General features: G+C 63.8%; 20 protein-coding genes. 6 read left to right on the top strand and 14 right to left on the bottom strand.

What is annotated here, in order from left to right; genetic code table 11:
- Positions 1-60: 60 nt before the first annotated feature.
- On the bottom strand, positions 61-594 hold the full coding sequence (locus AAG612_RS15515) for a baeRF12 domain-containing protein (protein ID WP_342511732.1): 534 nt from the start codon (positions 592-594) through the stop codon (positions 61-63).
- Here AAG612_RS15515 and AAG612_RS15510 point away from each other — a divergent pair.
- A complete protein-coding gene (locus AAG612_RS15510; protein WP_342511730.1) occupies positions 593-2,845 on the top strand; it encodes a DUF305 domain-containing protein in 2,253 nt (750 codons plus the stop codon). The two genes, AAG612_RS15515 and AAG612_RS15510, sit on opposite strands and share 2 nt — an antisense overlap.
- A 52-nt stretch (positions 2,846-2,897) precedes the next feature.
- Here the strand turns inward: AAG612_RS15510 and AAG612_RS15505 are convergent, their stop codons facing one another.
- Together AAG612_RS15505 and AAG612_RS15500 are read right to left on the bottom strand one after the other, a co-directional pair.
- The gene (locus tag AAG612_RS15505; RefSeq protein WP_342511728.1) at positions 2,898-3,107 is read right to left on the bottom strand and encodes a helix-turn-helix domain-containing protein; all 210 of its coding nucleotides are present in this window, start codon (positions 3,105-3,107) and stop codon (positions 2,898-2,900) included.
- A gap of 26 nt (positions 3,108-3,133) precedes the next feature.
- Entirely contained in the window at positions 3,134-3,589 is a 456-nt protein-coding gene (locus AAG612_RS15500) for a DUF2975 domain-containing protein (RefSeq protein WP_342511726.1), read from the bottom strand.
- A gap of 76 nt (positions 3,590-3,665) precedes the next feature.
- On the opposite strand from AAG612_RS15500, the gene AAG612_RS15495 reads away from it, so the two are divergent.
- On the top strand, positions 3,666-4,610 hold the full coding sequence (locus AAG612_RS15495) for an ATP-binding cassette domain-containing protein (RefSeq protein ID WP_342511724.1): 945 nt from the start codon (positions 3,666-3,668) through the stop codon (positions 4,608-4,610).
- Complete coding sequence (locus tag AAG612_RS15490; RefSeq protein ID WP_342511860.1) at positions 4,610-5,335, top strand: ABC transporter permease; 726 nt, start codon at positions 4,610-4,612, stop codon at positions 5,333-5,335. Before AAG612_RS15495 ends, AAG612_RS15490 begins: the two co-directional genes overlap by 1 nt.
- Before the next feature lie 77 nt (positions 5,336-5,412).
- Here AAG612_RS15490 and groL read toward each other — a convergent pair whose 3' ends face one another.
- A complete protein-coding gene (gene groL / locus AAG612_RS15485; RefSeq protein ID WP_342511722.1) occupies positions 5,413-7,065 on the bottom strand; it encodes a chaperonin GroEL in 1,653 nt (550 codons plus the stop codon).
- Between the two features lie 57 nt (positions 7,066-7,122).
- Positions 7,123-7,410 carry a co-chaperone GroES gene (gene groES / locus AAG612_RS15480; protein ID WP_342511720.1) on the bottom strand — a complete coding sequence of 96 codons (288 nt, stop codon included), beginning with the start codon at positions 7,408-7,410 and terminating at the stop codon, positions 7,123-7,125.
- 233 nt (positions 7,411-7,643) lie between these two features.
- Here groES and AAG612_RS15475 point away from each other — a divergent pair, with 233 nt between their 5' ends.
- Positions 7,644-8,501, top strand: coding sequence for a mechanosensitive ion channel family protein (locus AAG612_RS15475; RefSeq protein ID WP_342511718.1), 858 nt, complete (start codon positions 7,644-7,646; stop codon positions 8,499-8,501).
- Here the strand turns inward: AAG612_RS15475 and AAG612_RS15470 are convergent.
- A complete protein-coding gene (locus AAG612_RS15470) occupies positions 8,485-9,909 on the bottom strand; it encodes an MATE family efflux transporter (RefSeq protein ID WP_342511716.1) in 1,425 nt (474 codons plus the stop codon). The genes AAG612_RS15475 and AAG612_RS15470 overlap by 17 nt on opposite strands.
- Before the next feature lie 101 nt (positions 9,910-10,010).
- On the opposite strand from AAG612_RS15470, the gene AAG612_RS15465 reads away from it, so the two are divergent.
- On the top strand, positions 10,011-11,774 hold the full coding sequence (locus AAG612_RS15465) for a cation:proton antiporter domain-containing protein (protein ID WP_342511714.1): 1,764 nt from the start codon (positions 10,011-10,013) through the stop codon (positions 11,772-11,774).
- Between the two features lie 40 nt (positions 11,775-11,814).
- On the opposite strand, the gene AAG612_RS15460 is transcribed toward AAG612_RS15465, so the two are convergent.
- The 8 genes from AAG612_RS15460 to AAG612_RS15425 form a co-directional block, all read right to left on the bottom strand.
- Positions 11,815-12,366, bottom strand: a complete 552-nt coding sequence (locus AAG612_RS15460; protein WP_342511710.1) for a hypothetical protein — start codon at positions 12,364-12,366, stop codon at positions 11,815-11,817.
- A 137-nt stretch (positions 12,367-12,503) separates the two neighbouring features.
- Complete coding sequence (rplL, locus tag AAG612_RS15455) at positions 12,504-12,878, bottom strand: 50S ribosomal protein L7/L12 (protein WP_010409889.1); 375 nt, start codon at positions 12,876-12,878, stop codon at positions 12,504-12,506.
- Between the two features lie 71 nt (positions 12,879-12,949).
- Positions 12,950-13,465, bottom strand: coding sequence for a 50S ribosomal protein L10 (gene rplJ / locus AAG612_RS15450; protein ID WP_342511858.1), 516 nt, complete (start codon positions 13,463-13,465; stop codon positions 12,950-12,952).
- A 486-nt stretch (positions 13,466-13,951) separates the two neighbouring features.
- Positions 13,952-14,191 carry a hypothetical protein gene (locus AAG612_RS15445; protein ID WP_342511706.1) on the bottom strand — a complete coding sequence of 80 codons (240 nt, stop codon included), beginning with the start codon at positions 14,189-14,191 and terminating at the stop codon, positions 13,952-13,954.
- Positions 14,192-14,270: 79 nt separating this feature from the next.
- Positions 14,271-14,510 carry a helix-turn-helix domain-containing protein gene (locus tag AAG612_RS15440; protein ID WP_342511704.1) on the bottom strand — a complete coding sequence of 80 codons (240 nt, stop codon included), beginning with the start codon at positions 14,508-14,510 and terminating at the stop codon, positions 14,271-14,273.
- Positions 14,510-15,073 carry a DUF2975 domain-containing protein gene (locus tag AAG612_RS15435; protein ID WP_342511702.1) on the bottom strand — a complete coding sequence of 188 codons (564 nt, stop codon included), beginning with the start codon at positions 15,071-15,073 and terminating at the stop codon, positions 14,510-14,512. The genes AAG612_RS15440 and AAG612_RS15435 overlap by 1 nt, the downstream gene beginning before the upstream one ends.
- 34 nt (positions 15,074-15,107) lie before the next feature.
- Positions 15,108-15,245, bottom strand: coding sequence for a hypothetical protein (locus AAG612_RS15430; protein WP_342511700.1), 138 nt, complete (start codon positions 15,243-15,245; stop codon positions 15,108-15,110).
- Positions 15,246-15,276: 31 nt separating this feature from the next.
- Entirely contained in the window at positions 15,277-15,417 is a 141-nt protein-coding gene (locus tag AAG612_RS15425) for a hypothetical protein (protein WP_342511698.1), read from the bottom strand.
- Between the two features lie 388 nt (positions 15,418-15,805).
- Here AAG612_RS15425 and rpoB point away from each other — a divergent pair, with 388 nt between their 5' ends.
- A complete protein-coding gene (gene rpoB / locus AAG612_RS15420; protein ID WP_342511856.1) occupies positions 15,806-20,008 on the top strand; it encodes a DNA-directed RNA polymerase subunit beta in 4,203 nt (1,400 codons plus the stop codon).
- The last annotated feature ends 46 nt before the right edge of the window (positions 20,009-20,054 follow it).

The raw sequence follows: 20,054 nt of genomic DNA, 5'->3' as shown, positions 1-20,054 counted from the left end.
GCAGGATTGGCACGACCGGTGCTGCCTATCCTGCGACAAGTCGAGAAACCTCGTGCGAGATCAGGTCTCTGCAATCACCTTTGCGATGCGATCGAGCGGTTCGCCGGTCATCGTCTTGTCGATTTCGCCGACCAGCGCCTTCTCGAGTTCGCTATGATAATGGCGCCGCATTTCACCCAGCGTCTTGGGATCGGCGACCACCATCAGCTGCTTCAGGTGGCCCGATACGGCTTTCGCGTTGAGCCATTCGGCGACGGCCGCGCCATGCGCCAGCTCATTCAGGTCCGTTGCGCCGGTGCGCTGGCTCACATCGTCCTGATGGCGCACGCCCGCGCTGAAATTGCTGGGATCGAGATCGGGTTGTTCGACCATCTCCAACGCCGGCTCGAACGGCTTTCCGGTGTTGGTGAGCAGCATAAAGCGATTTCCGTCCACGACGGCGACATGGGCATTGTGCGGTAGTTTCATCAGGCTCTTCTCCTTTATTGGACCAACACACGGCAACGCGATTTGTTGCGTCGGATGCGTCAGAATTCGGCTCTTTCGATCCTCGGCAAAAAAGCTAAGCTTCCGCTCAAACAGGAGAACCCGCATGACGATCCGCACCTTTGCCGCTGCCGCCAGCCTGCTGACGCTTGCCTCGACCCTGGCGAGCCCCCTCGCCGCGCAGGATGCACCGATCATCCAGCCCGGCGCGCCGGGCAAGGAGAACCGGACATTGAAGGCAGAGGATGCGACCAAGCTGGCCGCGACCACCTTCACGCCAGCGGATGCGCGTTTCATGCAGATGATGATCCCGCATCACGCGCAGGCGACGGAAATGGCAGAGCTGGTGGAAGACCGCACCAGCAACGAAGACATTATCGCCATCGCCGGGCGGATCAATGCGGGCCAGGCCGACGAGATCGCCTTCATGCGCGACTGGCTTTCCGCTCGCGGGCAGCCTGCCAAGATGATGCACATGGGCGGGATGAGCCATGAAGAGCATATGGCCGCAATGGGGATGGCCAGCCCTGAACAGATGGCGCGGCTCGCCTCGCTGAAAGGCACCGAATTCGATGCCCTGTTCCTCCAACTGATGATCCCCCATCATCGCGGCGCGATCGACATGGTCGACGATCTGTTGAACCAGCCGGGCACGGCGTACGACCCTGTGATGTTCGAATTCGTCAATGATATCCGGGTCGAACAGCAGGGCGAGATCGAGCGTATGAACGCGATCGCCGCAGGCCTCTCGACCGATCCGCGCGCCAATCTCGCGCCCGGTTTCCGCGATGCGGGCGAGGCGATCAGCAACCTGCGCCTGGTCACCGCGATGCCCAAGCCCACCGGCTTCTTCGACCCCGCCAATCCGGCACAACTGCAGCCCCGGATCGAGGACGAAGAGGATGAGCCGAGCGATGATGTCGACGCGCAGGAAGAGCCAGAGCTGGTCGCAGCCACAACGCCCGACCCGCGCGATGCCGATGACGAGGAAAGCGAAGACCGTTTCGGCCAGCGCGGATCGCTGCTCAGCTTTGCCAATACCGATATGGCGTTCTCGGGCGATTTGCTGGTGACCGGCAATTATCACGGCTGGAACGCCTATCGCCTCGGCGAGGATGGCGTGCCACAGCTGGTCAGCTCGGTCGTGTGCCCGGGCGGACAGGGCGACGTTTCGATCGTCGGCGATCTGCTTTTGATGAGCGTGCAGGATAGCCGCGCGCGCGTCGATTGCGGGCTCGGCGGCGTGCAGGGCCGCGTGAGCGAGGATCGTTTCCGGGGGCTGCGGATCTTCGACATTTCCGACATTACCAACCCGCGGCAGGTCGGCCTGGTGCAGACCTGCCGGGGCAGCCACACGCACTCGGTCGTGTCGGCGGATGCAGACCGCATCGTGGTCTATAATTCGGGCACCAGCTACGTGCGAGACGATGCCGAACTGGCGGGCTGTTTCGACACTGCGGGCGACGATACAGCGCTGTTCAGCATCGACGTGATCGAAATCCCGGTCGCCGATCCTGCAGCTTCGCGGATCGTGGACAGCCCGCGGGTCTTCGCCGAAAACGACCAGATCGCGGGCCTGTGGCGCGGCGGCGACCATGGCGAGGGCACGCAGAATACCAACAGCACCAACCATTGCCACGACATCACCGTCTTCCCCGCACTCGACATTGCGGCGGGCGCGTGTTCGGGCAACGGCATCATCCTCGACATTTCGAGCCCGCTGAAGCCGCAGCGGATCGACGACGTGACCGACAAGGGCTTTGCCTACTGGCACTCGGCCACCTTCAATAATGACGGCACCAAAATCCTGTTCACCGACGAATGGGGCGGCGGCGGGCGCCCGCGCTGCCAGTCGGGCGACCCGCGCGAATGGGGCGCGAACGCGATCTATTCGCTGGAGGACCGCCAGCTGAGCTTCGAGAGCCTCTACAAGCTGCCTGCCCCGCAGAGCGACAAGGAAAACTGCGTCGCCCACAACGGCTCGATCATCCCGGTGCCGGGGCGCGATATCTTCGTCCAGGCGTGGTATCAGGGTGGTATCAGCGTGATCGATTTCACCGATGCGAAGAACCCGATCGAGATCGCCTATTTCGATCGTGGCCCGGTCGACAAGCAACAGCTCATCACCGGCGGCTACTGGTCGGCCTATTGGTACGACGGACGCATCTACGGGACCGAAATCGCGCGCGGGCTCGACGTCTTCGCGCTCGAGCCGAGCGAGTTTCTGACCGCCGAGGAGATCGCCGCGGCCGAGGCGGCGCGGTACGAAGGCGGCGTGTTCAACCCGCAGACCCAGACGCAGGTGACGTGGCCGGAGGATGTGATCGCTGCGGTGGAAGCGAGCCGCAAAGGCGGATAAGGCGGGCAGGAGCGGGGATGCGGGCGGTCCGCCGCGCACCCCCCTCCTGTCGCTACGCGCCGTCGCCTTTCGGCAGGTCCGCCTCCGCAAAATCGTAGTCGAGCAGGTCGCCTGGCCGGCATTCGAGCGCGGCGCACATCGCGCTCAAGGTGGTGAAGCGAACCCCGCGCACCTTGCCGGAGCGGAAGAGCGACATCTGTGTCTCGCTGATGCCGATCCGAGCGGCCAGCTGCTTGCCCGTCATGCCGCGTTGCTCGAGCATGGAATCGAGTGTGATGCGGCAGGGCATCACACGAACCCGTCGAGTTCGTCTGCCATACTTGCCGCCTGACGCCACAGGCCTGCAAGCACGAGCAACAGGGCGCCGACGGCGCCCAGCGTCAACGTGGCGGGATCATAGGTGAAGATCGGCCCCGGCCAGCCTTTCACCATCAGCAACACCCATGGCCCGACGGCAATCTCGATCATCGCGCCCAGAGCGATGGCAAGGCCGATCCGAGTGAGAAGCGCCGGCATCTCGTCGCCGAAGCGCGCACCCTTCTGCACGCGTCTGGCTGCGCTGCGGCATGACCATATGGCGTACAGATAAATCACGCTCGGAAGCCTCGCCAGAACGGTCTCGAACGCAACGCCCCGACCCGCCTGATAGGCTATCGTGGCGCCAGCTTCCAAAGCGATAGCCCCCAGAAAAATCAGGAAAACCGCCGTCGAAAGCCAGACGGAAAGGCGTAATCGTGCATCCATGAAATTTAACCTTGACTTAAATCGAGTCGCTCGTGAAGATTTAAGGGAAAGTTAAATCACAGAAGGCGCATTGGCAATGGCTCACGCGTTTGCAATTGAAACAGAAGGCCTTTCGAAGGCCCTGGGCGGCAGGCCCATCGTACGCGAAGTCGGCCTGGCCGTGCCGCGCGGCTCGGTGTTCGGCTTCCTCGGGCCGAATGGCGCGGGAAAGACGACCGTGATGCGGTTGCTGGTCGGCCTGCTCAAACCCGACGCGGGGAACATCCGCCTGCTGGGGAGCGATCTGGCAGAGAACCGCAAGGCGCTGATGGGCAGGATCGGCGCGTTCATCGAAACGCCGGGCCTCTATGAAAACCTCTCCGGGCGGGAGAACCTCAAGCTCGCGTGCCGACTGCGCGGGATCGACACGGCGGACATTTCCCGCGTGCTCGGCATTGTCGCTATGGAGGGGGCTGCGGATCGCCGGGTGCGCTCCTACTCGCTCGGGATGAAGCAACGCCTGGCGCTGGCCCGCGCGCTGCTGGGCAATCCCGCCTTGCTGCTGCTCGACGAGCCGACCAATGGCCTCGACCCGGAGGGGATTATGGCCATGCGCGAACTCATCCGCGACCTGCCGCAGCGGATCGACGCCACCGTCTTCCTGTCGAGCCACCTGCTCGGCGAAGTCGAGGAAGTGGTCGATTCCATCGCGCTTCTGCGGGAAGGGAAGCTGATCGCACAGGGAAAGTTGAGCGCGCTTGGCAGCACGTCGGCGCGCCTGAAAATCACGGTCGATCGCGCGCCCGACGCATTGGCACTGCTGCTCGCGCACGGACTGCGTGTCGAGCCCGGCTCTGCGGCGAACGATCTGTGCGTCACCTACGACAGGTATGCGGAGAACATCGATCCCGCCGAAATCAACCGAAGGCTGGTGAGCGCCGGTATCGGCGTTTCCGCCCTCGCGCAGGAGCGGCTGGGGCTCGAACACCTCTATCGCGAAGTCATGGGCCCACGGCCCGCAATGGAAGGGGAGGCTGCGTGATGTTGCGTCTTGTCGAAGTCGAATTTCGCAAACTGCGAGGATCGCTGGTCCTGCTGTTGATTGCCCTGCCGCCCTTGCTGCCGGGCCTGCTGATTGCGCTGGCGATCGCGTCGAATGAGGGTTCACCGCAGTGGGCTCAGATCCTCGACCGGTTGACGCTCCCGCTGTGGGCCATGTTCCTCAACCCCACGCTGCTCGCGACCTTGGCAACGCTGATGGGTGACATCGAATATCGCAACAACGGCTGGGATTTCACACTGACCCAACCGCATCCGCGGTGGAGCATATTCCTCGCCAAGCTGACGGTGATCGTGCCCTTGCACGCGATCATGATCGCGATCGCGGTGGGTTTCGCCATCGCGATGGGCGGCGCGGTTGGCTCGATCACGGGCAATTATCCAAACGGCGATCTGGCCCTCAACGAATACGCCATCTTCGTGGTGAGGATGACGGCCGGCAGCTTCGGCATCCTCGCACTCCAGTTCTGGGTCGCGCTGCGGTGGCGGAACTTCCTGCTGCCGCTGTCTCTGGGGATCGGAGGCACACTGGTGGCGCTGGCGGTGCTGTTGACGGGAACCCGCGATGCGGACTGGTTTCCTTGGGTGGTCGCCCTTCGATCCGCATTGGGTGAAACCACCGCCCAATTCGCCTGGACCGGCCTCGCGATGGGGGTCGTTTTCTGCGCGCTGATGCTGCTCGATTTGCAGCGCCGCACCTTCCGATAAACACCAAAAAGCCCCGCCGGATTGCTCCGACGGGGCCTTTTCTTTGCCGTAACGGCAAGCGTTGTTGGGGGAGGGCTTTAGAAGCCCATGCCGCCCATTCCGCCCATGCCGCCCATGTCGGGCATGCCGCCGCCGCCCGAGGACTTGTCTTCCGGAACATCGGAGATAGCCGCTTCGGTGGTGATCAGCAGACCGGCAACCGAGGCTGCGCCCTGCAGTGCGGTACGCACGACCTTGGTCGGGTCGATCACGCCGGCCTTCACGAGGTTCTCGTAAGTGTCGGTGCCCGCGTTGAAGCCCTGCGATTCGTCGCCTTCGCGCAGCAGGTTGCCCGTGACCACCGCGCCGTCATGGCCGGCATTGGTCGCGATCTGGCGGATCGGCGCGAGGATCGCCTTGCGCACGATGTCGATCCCGCGGGTCTGGTCTTCGTTGTCACCCTTCAGGCCGTCGAGCGACTTGGAGGCGTAGAGCAACGCGGTACCGCCGCCCGGGACGATGCCTTCTTCGACCGCAGCGCGGGTTGCGTGCAGCGCGTCGTCGACGCGGTCCTTGCGTTCCTTCACCTCGACTTCGGTGGCACCGCCGACCTTGATCACGGCAACGCCGCCCGCGAGCTTCGCGAGACGTTCCTGCAGCTTTTCCTTGTCGTAGTCGCTGGTGGTGTTGTCGATCTGCGTGCGGATTTCACCGACGCGTGCCTGGATGTCGGCTTCTTCACCGGCACCGTCGACGATCGTGGTGTTGTCCTTGTCGATGGTGACGCGCTTGGCCTGGCCGAGCATGTTCAGCGTCACGTTCTCGAGCTTGATGCCGAGATCTTCGCTGACCATTTCGCCCTTGGTCAGGATCGCGATGTCCTGCAGCATCGCCTTGCGACGATCGCCGAAGCCGGGAGCCTTGACCGCAGCAACCTTCAGGCCGCCGCGCAGCTTGTTGACCACGAGGGTCGCCAGCGCTTCGCCTTCGATGTCTTCCGCGATGATGAGGAGCGGGCGACCGCTCTGCACCGCCGCTTCGAGGATCGGCAGCATCGCCTGCAGGTTCGACAGCTTCTTTTCGAAGATCAGGATGTACGGATCATCCAGCTCGACTGTCATCTTGTCGGGGTTGGTGATGAAGTAGGGCGACAGGTAGCCGCGGTCGAACTGCATCCCTTCGACGGTCTCGAGCTCGAATTCGAGGCCCTTCGATTCGTCGACGGTGATGACGCCTTCCTTGCCGACCTTTTCCATGGCTTCGGCGATCTTCTCGCCGACTTCCTTGTCGCCATTGGCGGAGATCACGCCGACCTGGGCGATTTCGCTGGAACCGGAGACGTCCTTCGAACGGCCCTTCAGGTCTTCGACGACCTTGTTCACGGCGATGTCGATGCCGCGCTTCAGGTCCATCGGGTTCATGCCCGCTGCGACCGACTTCATGCCTTCCTTGACGATGGCCTGGGCCAGCACGGTGGCGGTGGTGGTGCCGTCACCGGCGGCGTCGTTCGCCTTCGATGCGACTTCCTTGATCATCTGCGCGCCCATGTTTTCGAACTTGTCCTGCAGTTCGATTTCCTTGGCGACAGTGACCCCGTCCTTCGTGATCCGCGGTGCGCCGAAGCTCTTGTCGAGCACGACGTTGCGACCCTTGGGGCCGAGCGTAACCTTTACGGCATTGGCGAGGGTGTCGACGCCGCGCAGAATGCCTTCGCGCGCGTCGCGGCCGAACTTTACGTCCTTGGCTGCCATGTGAGTTTCTCCTGAGAAAATAAGTTAGTTGATGAAGTACATGCGCCGGTCAGCGGATCAGGAAATGATCCCCATGATGTCGCTTTCCTTCATGATCAGCAGGTCTTCACCGTCGATCTTGACCTCGGTGCCGCCCCACTTGCCGAAGAGGACGCGGTCGCCTTCCTTGACGTCTAGCGGGGTGACGGTGCCGTCATCCGAACGCGCGCCCGAACCGACGGCCACGATCTGCCCTTCGCTGGGCTTCTCCTGTGCGCTGTCGGGAATGATGATGCCGCCGGCGGTCTTTTCCTCGGCTTCGATGCGACGGACCAGAACACGGTCGTGCAGCGGACGAAATGCCATGCTTGATACCTCTCTCTTGAATGAAAAATGGGCGTTGGCACTCTCAGGTGAAGAGTGCCAGCAGCCGCGATATGTGCAGCCGCGGTTCGCGCGTCAAGCGGTCGCAGGGATAAAAAGTTCGGTGCGTCGGACGGGTCTATCGCGGGCGGCGGGATCGCCTTTTGCGTCTCGGGCACAGGGCCTCTAAATGCGCTTTCCGCATCCCGATTCCAGACCCAGCTAACAGGACCAGCATGGCTTCTCAAACCCCTTCCCCGACTGCCGACACGACATCCGGCGTCGATCTGAGCTTCGTGGCGAGCATCCTCGACTGGCTCGAAGCCAACATCGTCCATATCATTGGCGCGTTCGCCGTTCTGGTAATCGGCCTGCTGATCGCGGGCATGCTGTCGCGCTGGGCCGAACGCACGCTGGCGAAGCATCCCCGGTTCGATCCGACGATTTCCGGTTTCCTGGCCAAGATGGTCAAGTACGCCCTGTGGGCGGTGGTGCTGGTCACCGTGCTCAGCCAGTTCGGGGTCGAGACCGCCAGCATTCTCGCCGCACTCGGCGGTATGGCGCTGGCCGTGGGTCTCGCGTTGCAGGGCACGCTCAGCAATGTCGCCTCTGGCGTGATGATCCTCGTCCAGCGGCCCTTCGTGGTGGGAGAAGCGATCAGCGTCGACCGGTTCACCGCGACGGTCCAGCGGATCGGGCTGTTCACCACCGAGCTCAAGCAGTTCGACGGGTTGTTCGTGATGGTCCCCAATTCCGAATTGTGGAACCAGCCGATCATCAACCTCCATCGCCATCCGACCCGCCGGATCGAGCTGATCGTCGGTATCGGTTACGACGACAGCATGAAGCAGGCGCGCGAGGTCTTGCTCGCGCTGGCCGAACAGGACGAGCGGGCGTTGAACGATCCGGAACCGCAGGCGTTCGTCGCCTCGCTCGACGATTCCTCGGTCGGGGTCGGCCTGCGCGTCTGGTGTGCGACGAGCGATTACATGCAGCTGCAATGGGATCTGACCGAGGCGGCCAAGGCCAAGTTCGACGAGGTCGGCCTGTCGATCCCCTTCCCGCAGCGCGAGGTTACTATGGTGCCTGCCTGATCGCCGCGTCTTCCGGGGCGAAGCGCGTGAGGCCCAGCGCCTCGCGCCGCGCCCAGCGCCACGTCAGCAGCGCGGCGGCGAAGGCGAGGCCGGTGGCAAGGCCGATCCACACGCCGACGCCCGCCAGATGCGTTGCGAAGCCGAGGACCAGCGATCCGCCGAAGCCCGGCACCCAGTACGAAAAGACCGCAATCCACATCGGAATGCGCGTGTCCTGCAATCCACGTAGTGCGCCCGCGGCGACCGCCTGCACTCCGTCGACCAGCTGGAAGGCGGCGGCCACCAGCAGGTAGCGCGTGGCGAAGGCGACGAGCCCGGCATTCGCCGCGTCCCATGGATCGATATAGATCGCCAACAGCGGCTTGGGGATCAGGACCATCGCACTCGCGGTGCAGCTCATGAACAACAGCGCGATGCCGATCCCGCACCAGCCCGCGCGGGCCATGCCGTCGCTATCGCGTGCGCCATAGAAATAGCCGACCCGGATGGTGGTTGCCTGCCCCACGCCGAACGGCACCTGGAAGGCGAGCGCGGCGATCTGCAACGCAATCGTATGCGCCGCGAGTTGCGCCGCGCCGATATTGCCCATCAGGAACGCAGCCGCCCCGAACACGCCCGCCTCGGCGCAGATCATCAGCGCGATCGGCGTGCCGATCCGCACGATCTGGGCAAACGCTGTCCAGTCGGGCACCCACCAGCGCCCGAAGACATGATAGCGGTGCAGGCGCGGATCGATGCGGATCGCGATCACGTAGGCGACCATCGTGAACAGCGAGGTCATCAGCGTGGCGACTGCCGCCCCGGGCAGGCCAAGCTCTGGCGCGCCCCAGTTGCCGAAGATGAAGGCGTAGTTGCCCACCGTATTGACCCCGATGCCTAGCGCGGTGATCGCAGTCGCGAAGATCGGCCGGTCGAGCGCGGAAACGAAGCTGCGCAGCACATTGTTCACGAGGAACGGGATGGTGGAGCAAATCAGCACCAGCATGTAGCTCTGCCCCAGCGCGGCGAGCGCGGGGTCCTGCCCGGTCAGCAGCGCGAATTGTTCGAAACCGAGCATCAGTACCATGCCCGCGCCGCCGCTGATGAGGGAGAGCCATAGCGCCATGCGCGTCGCGCGGCGGACCGGGCGCAGCGCGGGCGCGCGTGCGCCCAGCGCCGCCGAGATCACCGGAGCCACTGCCCCCGTCAGGCCCGATAGTGCCCACACGACCAGTCCGAACACCGAGACGACGAGCGCGGAGGCCGCCAGTGGCTGCTCCCCCAGCCGCGCGATGAAGATCACGTCGATCGCATAGGTCAGCATTTGCAGCAGGTTGGCGAGCGCCAGCGGCCAGCTGAGTTTTAGCGTGGCGGCGATCTCGGTACGCCAGGGAGTTGCTGCTCCGGAAAGATGCATTGTGTCAGCCATAAAAAGCCGGCCCGGATATGGGCGCGCGTACCGCTTGCCTAGTGGCGAGGCACGCTGCATGGGCTTTATGGGTCGACCTGATACCTGAGGGGCACACTGGCATGGGACACGGCGAGGCAGCGGCTCAGTCCGCGCATCTGGCGCTCGGCAGCGCTGTGGTCCTGCTTGGCGCCGCATTGCTGTTCGTGATTCTCTTCCGCAAGCTGGGGCTGGGCGCGACGCTTGGCTATCTCGTCGCGGGCGCCATCGTCGGGCCGCAGGTGCTGGGTCTCGTCGGGAATGGCGAGGAAACGCTCGTGATCGGCGAACTGGGCATCGTGATGCTGCTGTTCGTCGTGGGGCTGGAACTGGCGCCCAGTCGGCTCTGGCGATTGCGCAACGCGATCTTCGGGCTGGGTCTTACCCAGGTCACGCTGTGCGGGCTGGCGCTGACAGCCGTCATCTGGCTTTCGACCACCTATCCCATGGCTGCCGCGCTTGCCGTGGGCCTTTCGCTCGGACTTTCCTCTACCGCGCAGGTGCTGCCGATGCTGCAATCGGGCGGCAACCTGCGCACGCCGGTGGGCGAGCGGGCGTTCTCGATCCTGCTGTTCCAGGACCTGTCGATCATCCCGCTGCTCGCCATCGTCGGGGCGCTCGGCGCGCAAGGGTCGGAAGATGCGGGCGCGCTGTCCGGCTGGGTCCAGCTGCCCGTGGCGCTGGGCGCGTGCGTCGGCCTCGTTCTTGCCGGGCGGTTCGCCTTGCGCCCGCTGCTGCGCCTGATCGGGCGGCTGGGCGAGCGCGAGATGTTCGTTGTCGCGGCGCTGTTCGCGGTGGTGGCGTCGGCGGCGCTGATGCAGGCGATCGGCCTGTCGACCGCGCTCGGTGCCTTCATCGCGGGCGTGATGCTGGCCGACACACCCTACCGACACGAGTTGGAGGCGGATATCGAACCCTTCCGCTCGATCCTGCTCGGCTTGTTCTTCCTGTCGGTCGGCATGATGCTCGACCTCGCGGCCATCGCCGCGCAGCCGTTCTTCGTGCTCGGCATGGCGGCGGCGCTGGTGGCGACCAAGACCGCGATCATCACCGGGCTGGGCATGGCGGTGAAGCTGCCGTGGCGCAGCGCGCTCGCGCTCGGCCTGCTGCTGAGTCAGGGCGGCGAGTTCGGCTTTGTGCTGTTTACACAAGGCCAGCGTGGCGGGGTGTTCGACGGCGAGACCGCGAGCCTGTTCACCGCCATCGTCACCATCTCGATGGCGACGACGCCGTTCCTGATGATGGCGACCGAAAAACTCCGGCGGCCGGCTGCGGGCGCTGCGGAAGAGCGCGAGGGGCCGGACGGCGAGACCCCGCAGGCGCTGGTCATCGGTTTCGGGCGCTTCGGGCAGACCGTGGCGCAGATGCTCGCCACCGCCGGGCTCGACGTCACGATGATCGACAAGCACGTGCCGCAGATCGACACCGCCGAAGAGTTCGGCATCAAGGTGTTCTTCGGCGACGGCTTGCGGCTCGACATGCTGCGCCAGGCGGGCGCGGGCGAAGCGAAGGCGATCTGCTTCTGCATCGACGGCGACCAGGTGGAGCGCGAATTCCTTGTCTCGGTGCGCGAGGCCTTCCCCGATGCGGCGCTGTTCGTGCGGACCTTCGACCGGCGGCATGTGATGAAGCTGGCCGGGGCGGACATCGCCTTCCAGGTGCGCGAACTGCGCGAGAGCGCAATCGCAATGGGCCGCGCCGCGCTGAGCCAAATCGACACCGACGAAGGCCAGATCGATCGGCTGGAGCGCGATTACCGCGAGGACGACATGGCGCGGCTCAGATCGCAGATCGAGGCGGGCAATCTGCATGCGGGCAAGGAACATAACACGCTGATGGGCCGCTAGCGGGCGGCCAATTGCGGGCCGTCTCGCCTGTTCCGTTCGATCAGAGAAAGGACAGGTATCCTTCGAACCCGGGATCGTACCTGATCGCCAATTCCCTGAAGAGCGCCGCGGTCTGGGTGAGTTGCGTCTGTCCTGCGCAGCTGTGCTGGCGGGCCGCATGGCGCGAACCCGCGCTCGCGGCGGCGAGTTCGATCGTTGCCCCGTCGGTGCAGATGACGTTTGGCGAGCCGTAAAAGGGCTTTTCGGCCAAAGTCGCGAGGTAAGCCGTGGTCAGTTCATCCCGGATCGTGGCGGCGTCGGCCTGCGATATCGGCACGTCGTTGCGGCGCGTCTCGATGAGGCTGCCGTTCCAGCGATATCCCTCGGCATGGAGAAACCAGTTGCCCTCAAACTGGTACACCACGACCTGCTGCGTTGCCGGGGGCGGGGTGAGACTCGCGGTCATCGTCGCAGAATATGCGCTGCCGCCTTCGAGCCAGGAATCGCAGACATCCATCGGAATTGACAGCTCTGCCTCCGCGTCCAGTTCGCACGGCGTGACGGCCGGCGCCGGCGCGGCAGCGAGGGCAAGAGGGAAGACCAGAGCGAGCATGCGACACCTCGATTTGTGTGTGACCGATCCCGACCCACGCGCCCGGCCAGTTCAACGGGATTTGACCGTGCAACGAAAAAGGGCGGCGCCATTGCTGGCACCGCCCCGGTAATTTTCGCTCGAAAGCGAGGAAGAGCTTACTTGAGCTCGACCGTGCCGCCAGCGGCTTCGATCTTGCTCTTGATCTCTTCGGCTTCGGCCTTGTTGACGCCTTCCTTGAGCGGCTTGGGCGCGCCTTCGACGAGACCCTTGGCTTCGGTGAGGCCCAGGCCGGTGATGGCACGGACTTCCTTGATGACCTGGATCTTCTTGCCACCGTCGCCGGTGAGAATGACGTCGAATTCGTCCTTTTCTTCGGCAGCCGGGGCGTCGCCACCAGCAGCCGGACCAGCAACCGCAACAGCGGCAGCGGCGCTCACGCCCCACTCTTCTTCGAGCGCGGTGGCGAGTTCAGCCGCTTCGAGGACGGTCAGCTTCGAAAGTTCTTCAACAAGCTTGGCGATGTCAGCCATGATAATTCACTCCAAATAATAGCGTGGCCGGGCCTCTGGCCGCGACCGGATATGTCGTGCGGAAAAACGTCTTACGCAGCGTCCTTGGCGGCATAGGCGCCGAAGACACGAGCGAGCTTGTTTGCCGGGGCATTGACGACCTGCGCGATTTTCGTCGCGGGGGCGTTGACCAGGCCAACGAGCTTGCCACGCAGTTCGTCGAGGCTCGGCATCGAGGCGAGCGCCCGGACCCCTGCTTCGTCGAGCACCTGCGAGCCCATCGAGCCACCGACCACTTCGATGCGGTCGTTGGTTTTCGCGAACTCCACCACGGCCTTGGCCGCGGCAACCGGATCGGCCGAATAGGCCAGCGCGGTCGGACCGGACAGGTATTCTTCGATACCTGCATAGTCGGTGTCCTTGAGGGCGATCTTGGCAAGACGGTTCTTCGCAACCTGGTAGGTCGCGCCAACGTCACGCATCTTCGAACGCAGATCGGTGGACTCTGCCACCGTCAGGCCGAGGTTGCGGGTGACAACCACCACGCCCGCCTCGTTGAAGACGTTGTTCAGCTGAGCGACCGCGTCGGTTTTTTGCGAACGATCCATGCTTACTCCTTCACTATGGCCGCATCCGTTTTCACGCATGCGACCGGCTCACGTTCGACCCCGCCGCAAATGCTGCGAGGCCATGGGTCCGTTTGACAAGGGAAGGAGGTGCATCCGCTTATGGGATGCTGATTGCGGTGTGCGCCGAAGCGCCCCAACCCGCGAAAATCTCGTTTCCCCGTCTAGGCTGGAAATTAAGAAGGCCCGATTGCCTTCACCAACTGTCTCGGACGGATGACTGCAGGGCTTGTGGCCGTGGCAGTCGAGCGCGCATCTAAAGGACGTGCCCCCAAAGTCAAGCTGTTCGGTGCCTTCGTGCTTGCCAGTTTTCAGGTCGAAGCAGCGCAATGGCGGCCCGGTCGAGTATCGCGCGCGGCAGAGCAGGCTGCGCAGTTGCGCGCGCTGATCGGGTGGCCGCAAAAGAAACGGCCGCGCAATCCCGATGGACTGCGCGGCCGCGTATTCCGGTCGAAAGACGACGCGAGATTAGATCTCGTCGGCGGTTTCTTCCATCTGCTCGGCATCCGCTTCGAGCGCTTCGGCTTCGGCTTCGTCGCCCTGCTCTTCGGCCAGATCGGCTTCGGCTTCGGTCAGTTCGGCCTGTTCGTCGAGAACTTCACCTTCGGCTTCGACAACGTCTTCCGCCTGCTCTTCTTCGGCGCTCTCACATGCGGTGAGGGTAAGCGCGAAGGCGGCGACGGTGGCGGCTGCAATGATCTTTTTCATCGTTTGTAATCCTGTTGCTGAGGCGATCCCTGTGAGTCGCCGCTGCGCTCACTAGGCAATTTTTTCCGGGTTTCCTAGCTCAGTTCTGATCATAGGCGAGCAAGTCGCCCGGCTGGCATTCCAGTTCGCGGCAGATCGCCTCCAATGTGGAGAAGCGGATCGCCTTGGCCTTGCCGGTCTTGAGGATCGACAGGTTGGCCAGTGTCATGCCCACCCGTTCGGCCAGCTCGGTCAGCGTCATGCGGCGTTCGTGCAGCAGGTCGTCCAGTTTCACCATGATCCGGGTTCCTTCGATGGCGTCGTCGTTGCGGGGGGGCATCACACGGTCCCTTCAAGATCGTCGCGCATCGCGGCGCCATGGCGAAATACCCGGGCCAGGATGAACAGGATCACCACCAGCAGCCATGCCGTCATGTCCATGCCGCTCCCGTCGAAGGAAAAGCTCACATCTTCGATTCCGGACTTCTTTACCTCGTCCGCATAGCGGGAGAGCGGGATTGCGATGGCTGCGCCCGGGATCATCACCAGCTGGGTGCCCAGCATCAGCCATGCCATCAGGCTCAGGCGACGGGCGTTCTCGGGCTGGAAGGGGTCGCCTTCGCCTACGGTCCCGATAATCCGCCGCAGTTTGCCGAAGAACACGAACAGCATAGCGACGATGGATAGGCCGATGGCCATGATCGCGGCGATCCATATGGCGGGGAAGGGCTCGTCGATACTTGGCGCTTCCTTGGCGATTTCCGCCTCCACATAGCCGCCGGCGATGATTATGGTCGGGATCGCGATGATCAGCGCTACCGCGCCGATCGCCATCCCGACCTGCAGGATGATTGCAAAGATCTTGCCGATCAGCAGCAACGGGTCGTTGATGGCCTTGGGCATTCTTTGTCTCCCTATTGAGTTTCTGCGTCCGGGCTCAGGCGCGTTCGGTTGCGGCAATCGCGGCGACGTGCGCGACGTCGTCCACCGGTACGGTGACCACGGCGCTCAGGCTGGTGCCGGCGATAACCACGGCGATGGCGAGGGCGAAAAGGTTCTGGGCGAACTTGGGCATGAATGGTCTCCTTGAGTGGGTGGGGCGGTGGTCAGGCGATTTCCGTCATCGCGATCGAAGTGGCGGCGGGCTGGCCATCGACGGGCGGTACGGTGACCACCGCGGTCAGGCTGCCGGTGGCGATGAGAACCGCGGCGATGGCGGCAGCGATGCGTTGGGTCGTGCTGGTCATTTATCGATCTCCTTTGTGTCCGATATCGATATTCAATAACCCCACGCCCTCTTATCGTCAATCGATAAATATCGAAAAACGATAAGCCCCTGATCGATAAACGAAAAATCGCCGCGGACTTTTGACATTTGGCGCGCGTATTCCTACATGCCGCGCTCACGCCAGCTTCGAGCAAGGCCGAATCACGCGCGAGATTCGGATCCAGGAAGGAAGCGGCGGGCCAGACCATCGCAGCGGACAGACCCCATCGGCCAAACGGAATCCCCGCTTGTCCGAATGCTCCGCCTGCAATTTCTGGCCAATTCTCTCGTGCAGCGACAAATTTCACTTGCGTCGGAGGGGGCATGCCTCCCGGTCCGGCGACATGGCTAAGAGGTTCTCTCGACTTATGGCGACCAAGAGCGCGAGCAACGGTAATAGTGGCGACAGCAGGCCCCGGGTAAAGCGTGATGCGAACTCGGGCACGGCCAAGCGCCGGATCCGCAAGATCTTCGGCGATATTCACGAAGTCGTGCAGATGCCGAACCTGATCGAGGTTCAGCGCGAAAGCTACGAACAGTTCCTGCGCTCCGACAAGCAGATCGACTACGTCTCGGGCCTCGAGAAGACGCTGCGCAGCGTCTTCCCGATCCGCGACTTCGCCGGCACGGCCGAGCTCGACTTCGTCGATTACGAACTCGAACCGCCCAAGTACGACACCACCGAATGCCGCCAGCGCGGGATTACCTATGCCGCGCCGATGCGCGTCACGCTGCGCCTGATCGTGTTCGAAGTGGACCAGGACACCGAAGCCCGCTCCGTGCTCGATATCAAGGAGCAGGAAGTCTACATGGGCGACATGCCGCTCATGACCGAGAACGGCACCTTCATCGTCAACGGGACCGAGCGCGTCATCGTGTCGCAGATGCACCGTTCGCCGGGCGTCCTGTTCGACCATGACCGGGGCAAGACCCACAGCTCGGGCAAGCTGCTGTTCGCCGCGCGCGTGATTCCGTACCGCGGTTCGTGGCTCGACTTCGAATTCGACGCGAAGGACATCGTCAACGTCCGTATCGACCGCAAGCGCAAGCTGCCGGTCACCTCGCTGCTCTACGGCCTCGGCCTCGACAGCGAAGACATCCTGCATCACTTCTACGACACCGTTGTATGGAAGCGTGCCAAGGATGGCTGGACGATTCCCTTCGTTGCCGAACAATGGCGCGGCGCGAAGCCCGCGTTCCCGCTGATCAACGCCGATACGGGCGAGGAAATCTTCCCCGCCAACCAGAAGATCAGCCCGCGCGCCGCCAACAAGGCGGCCAAGGACGGGCTCGAGGTGCTGCTGCTGCCGACCGAGGAAATCATCGGCCGCTACGCCGCGCGCGACATGATCGATGAATCGACGGGGCGCATCTACATCGAAGCGGGCGACGAAGTGTCGGTCGAGAACCTCGAAGTGCTCGACAATGCGGGCGTCGACCAGGTCGAACTGCTCGACATCGACGAGGTCAATACCGGCCCGTGGATCCGCAACACGCTGAAGGTCGACAAGGCCGAGAACCGCGATGAGGGTCTCGAGGCGATCTACAAGGTGATGCGCCCGGGCGAACCGCCGACCAAGGAAACCGCCGAAGCGCTGTTCGAAGGCCTGTTCTTCGATAGCGAGCGCTACGACCTGTCCGCCGTCGGCCGCGTGAAGCTCAACATGCGTCTCGAACTCGACGCCGAAGACACCGTCACCACGCTGCGCAAGGAAGACATCCTCGCCGTGGTCAAGGAACTGGTCGGCCTGAAGGACGGCAAGGGCGACGTCGACGACATCGACAACCTCGGCAACCGCCGCGTGCGTTCGGTCGGCGAGCTGCTCGAAAACCAGTACCGCGTCGGCCTGCTGCGCATGGAACGTGCGGTGAAGGAGCGCATGAGCTCGGTCGACGTGTCGACCGTGATGCCGAACGACCTCATCAACGCCAAGCCCGCCGTGGCTGCGGTGCGCGAGTTCTTCGGTTCTTCGCAGCTCTCGCAGTTCATGGACCAGACCAACCCGCTGTCGGAAGTCACCCACAAGCGCCGCGTTTCGGCGCTTGGGCCGGGCGGTCTTACCCGCGAGCGCGCGGGCTTCGAAGTGCGCGACGTTCACCCGACGCACTATGGCCGTATCTGCCCGATCGAGACGCCCGAAGGCCCGAACATCGGTCTCATCAACTCGCTCGCCAGCTTCAGCCGGGTGAACAAGTACGGCTTCATCGAAACCCCTTATCGCAAGGTGGTGGACGGCAAGGTGACCAGCGACGTCGTCTACCTGTCCGCGATGGAAGAGCAGAAGCACACGGTTGCGCAGGCTTCGGCCGAACTCGACGGGAACGGCAGCTTCGTGGAAGAGCTGGTCTCCGCCCGCCAGAGCGGCGACAACCTGATGGCTCCGCGCGAAACCATCACGCTGATGGATGTGAGCCCCAAGCAGCTCGTCTCGGTCGGTGCATCGCTCATTCCGTTCCTGGAAAACGATGACGCCAACCGCGCGCTGATGGGCGCCAACATGCAGCGCCAGGCCGTGCCGCTGGTCAAGGCCGAGGCGCCGTGGGTCGGCACCGGGATGGAAGAAACCGTGGCGCGCGATTCGGGCGCGGCGATCACCGCCAAGCGCGGCGGCATCGTCGACCAGGTCGATGCGACCCGTATCGTGATCCGCGCGATCGGCGATGTCGAACCCGGCCAGTCGGGCGTCGACATCTACACGCTGCAGAAGTTCCAGCGTTCGAACCAGAACACCTGCATCAACCAGCGTCCGCTGGTGAAGGTGGGTGAAACGATCTCGGAAGGCGACGTCATCGCCGACGGCCCCTCCACCGATCTGGGCGAGCTGGCGCTGGGCAAGAACAGCCTCGTCGCGTTCATGCCCTGGAACGGCTACAACTACGAAGACTCGATCCTGATCTCCGAACGCATCGTGAAGGATGACGTGTTCACCTCGATCCATATCGAGGAATTCGAAGTCATGGCGCGCGACACCAAGCTCGGGCCGGAAGACATCACCCGCGACATTCCCAATGTCGGCGAGGAAGCGCTGCGCAACCTCGACGAAGCGGGCATCGTCTATATCGGGGCCGAAGTGCACCCGGGCGATATTCTGTGCGGCAAGATCACGCCCAAGGGCGAGTCCCCGATGACGCCGGAAGAAAAGCTTCTGCGCGCCATCTTCGGCGAAAAGGCCAGCGACGTGCGCGACACCTCGCTTCGCCTGCCGCCGGGCGTTGCCGGGACGGTTGTGGAAGTGCGCGTGTTCAACCGCCACGGGATCGAAATCGACGACCGTACGCGGGCGATCCAGAACGAGGAAATCGATCGTCTGCGCAAGGATAGTGCGGACGAACGCGCGATCCTCAACCGGGCGACCTACAACCGCCTGGGCGACATGCTGGTCGGCCAGACCGCTTCTGCCGCGCCCAAGGGCGTGAAGAAGGGCACCGAGATCACGCAGGACGTGCTCGACGGCGTCGATCGCCACGAATGGTTCAAGTTCGCGGTGGAAGACGACGATCGCCAGGCCCAGCTGGAAGCGATCAAGGGCCAGTACGACGAAGCCGTGAAGGGCATCGACGCCAAGTTCGAGGACCGCAAGGAGAAGCTCGAACGCGGTGACGAGCTCGCCCCGGGCGTGCTCAAGATGGTCAAGGTCTTCGTCGCGGTGAAGCGCAAGCTGCAGCCGGGCGACAAGATGGCCGGCCGCCACGGGAACAAGGGCGTCATCAGCCGCATCCTGCCGGAAGAGGACATGCCGTTCCTCGCCGATGGGACGCCGGTCGACATCGTGCTCAACCCGCTGGGCGTGCCCTCGCGCATGAACGTCGGCCAGATCTTCGAAACGCACCTCGGCATGGCGGCCCGCGAGTTCGGCCACCAGATCAAGGATGCGCTGGAAGACTGGCGCGCCAAGAATCCGGATGCGCAGCCCGGCGAGCCGCCCGCGGCGATCAAGGAGAAGCTGCAGGAGGTCTACGGCGAGGATTATCACGACTCGATCGAAGGCCGCTCGGGCGAGGAAATCGCGGAGCTCGCGGGCAACCTGACCCGCGGCGTGCCGATGGGCACCCCGGTGTTCGACGGTGCGCGCGAGAGCGACGTGACCACCCAGCTGACCAAGTCGGGCCTTGACGCGGACGGACAGTCGGTGCTGTTCGACGGGCGCACGGGCGATGCCTTCCACCGCAAGGTGACCGTGGGCATCATCTACATGCTCAAGCTGCACCACCTCGTCGACGACAAGATCCACGCACGCTCGATCGGGCCGTACAGCCTCGTCACCCAGCAGCCGCTGGGCGGTAAGGCGCAGTTCGGCGGCCAGCGCTTCGGTGAAATGGAAGTGTGGGCCCTGCAGGCATACGGCGCCGCCTACACCTTGCAGGAAATGCTCACCGTCAAGTCGGACGACGTGGTCGGCCGCCAGAAGGTCTACGAAGCGATCGTCAAGGGCGACGACACCTTCGAAGCGGGCATTCCGGAGAGCTTCAACGTGCTCGTCAAGGAAATGCGCTCGCTGGGCCTCAACGTCGAACTCAAGTCCATCTCGGACGACGACGACGACGACGGCATGCAGATCGCGGCTGAATGACGGGAGGCGGGGCGGCCCTTTGTGGGTCGCCCGTCCCCTCCGCCCC

The sequence above is a fragment of the Citromicrobium bathyomarinum genome (genome assembly GCF_038594605.1).
GTDB classification, from domain to species: Bacteria; Pseudomonadota; Alphaproteobacteria; order Sphingomonadales; family Sphingomonadaceae; genus Alteriqipengyuania; species Alteriqipengyuania bathyomarina_B.
The sequence above is the reverse complement of the archived record's forward strand: the minus strand, read 5'-3'. Positions and strand labels throughout refer to the sequence as shown.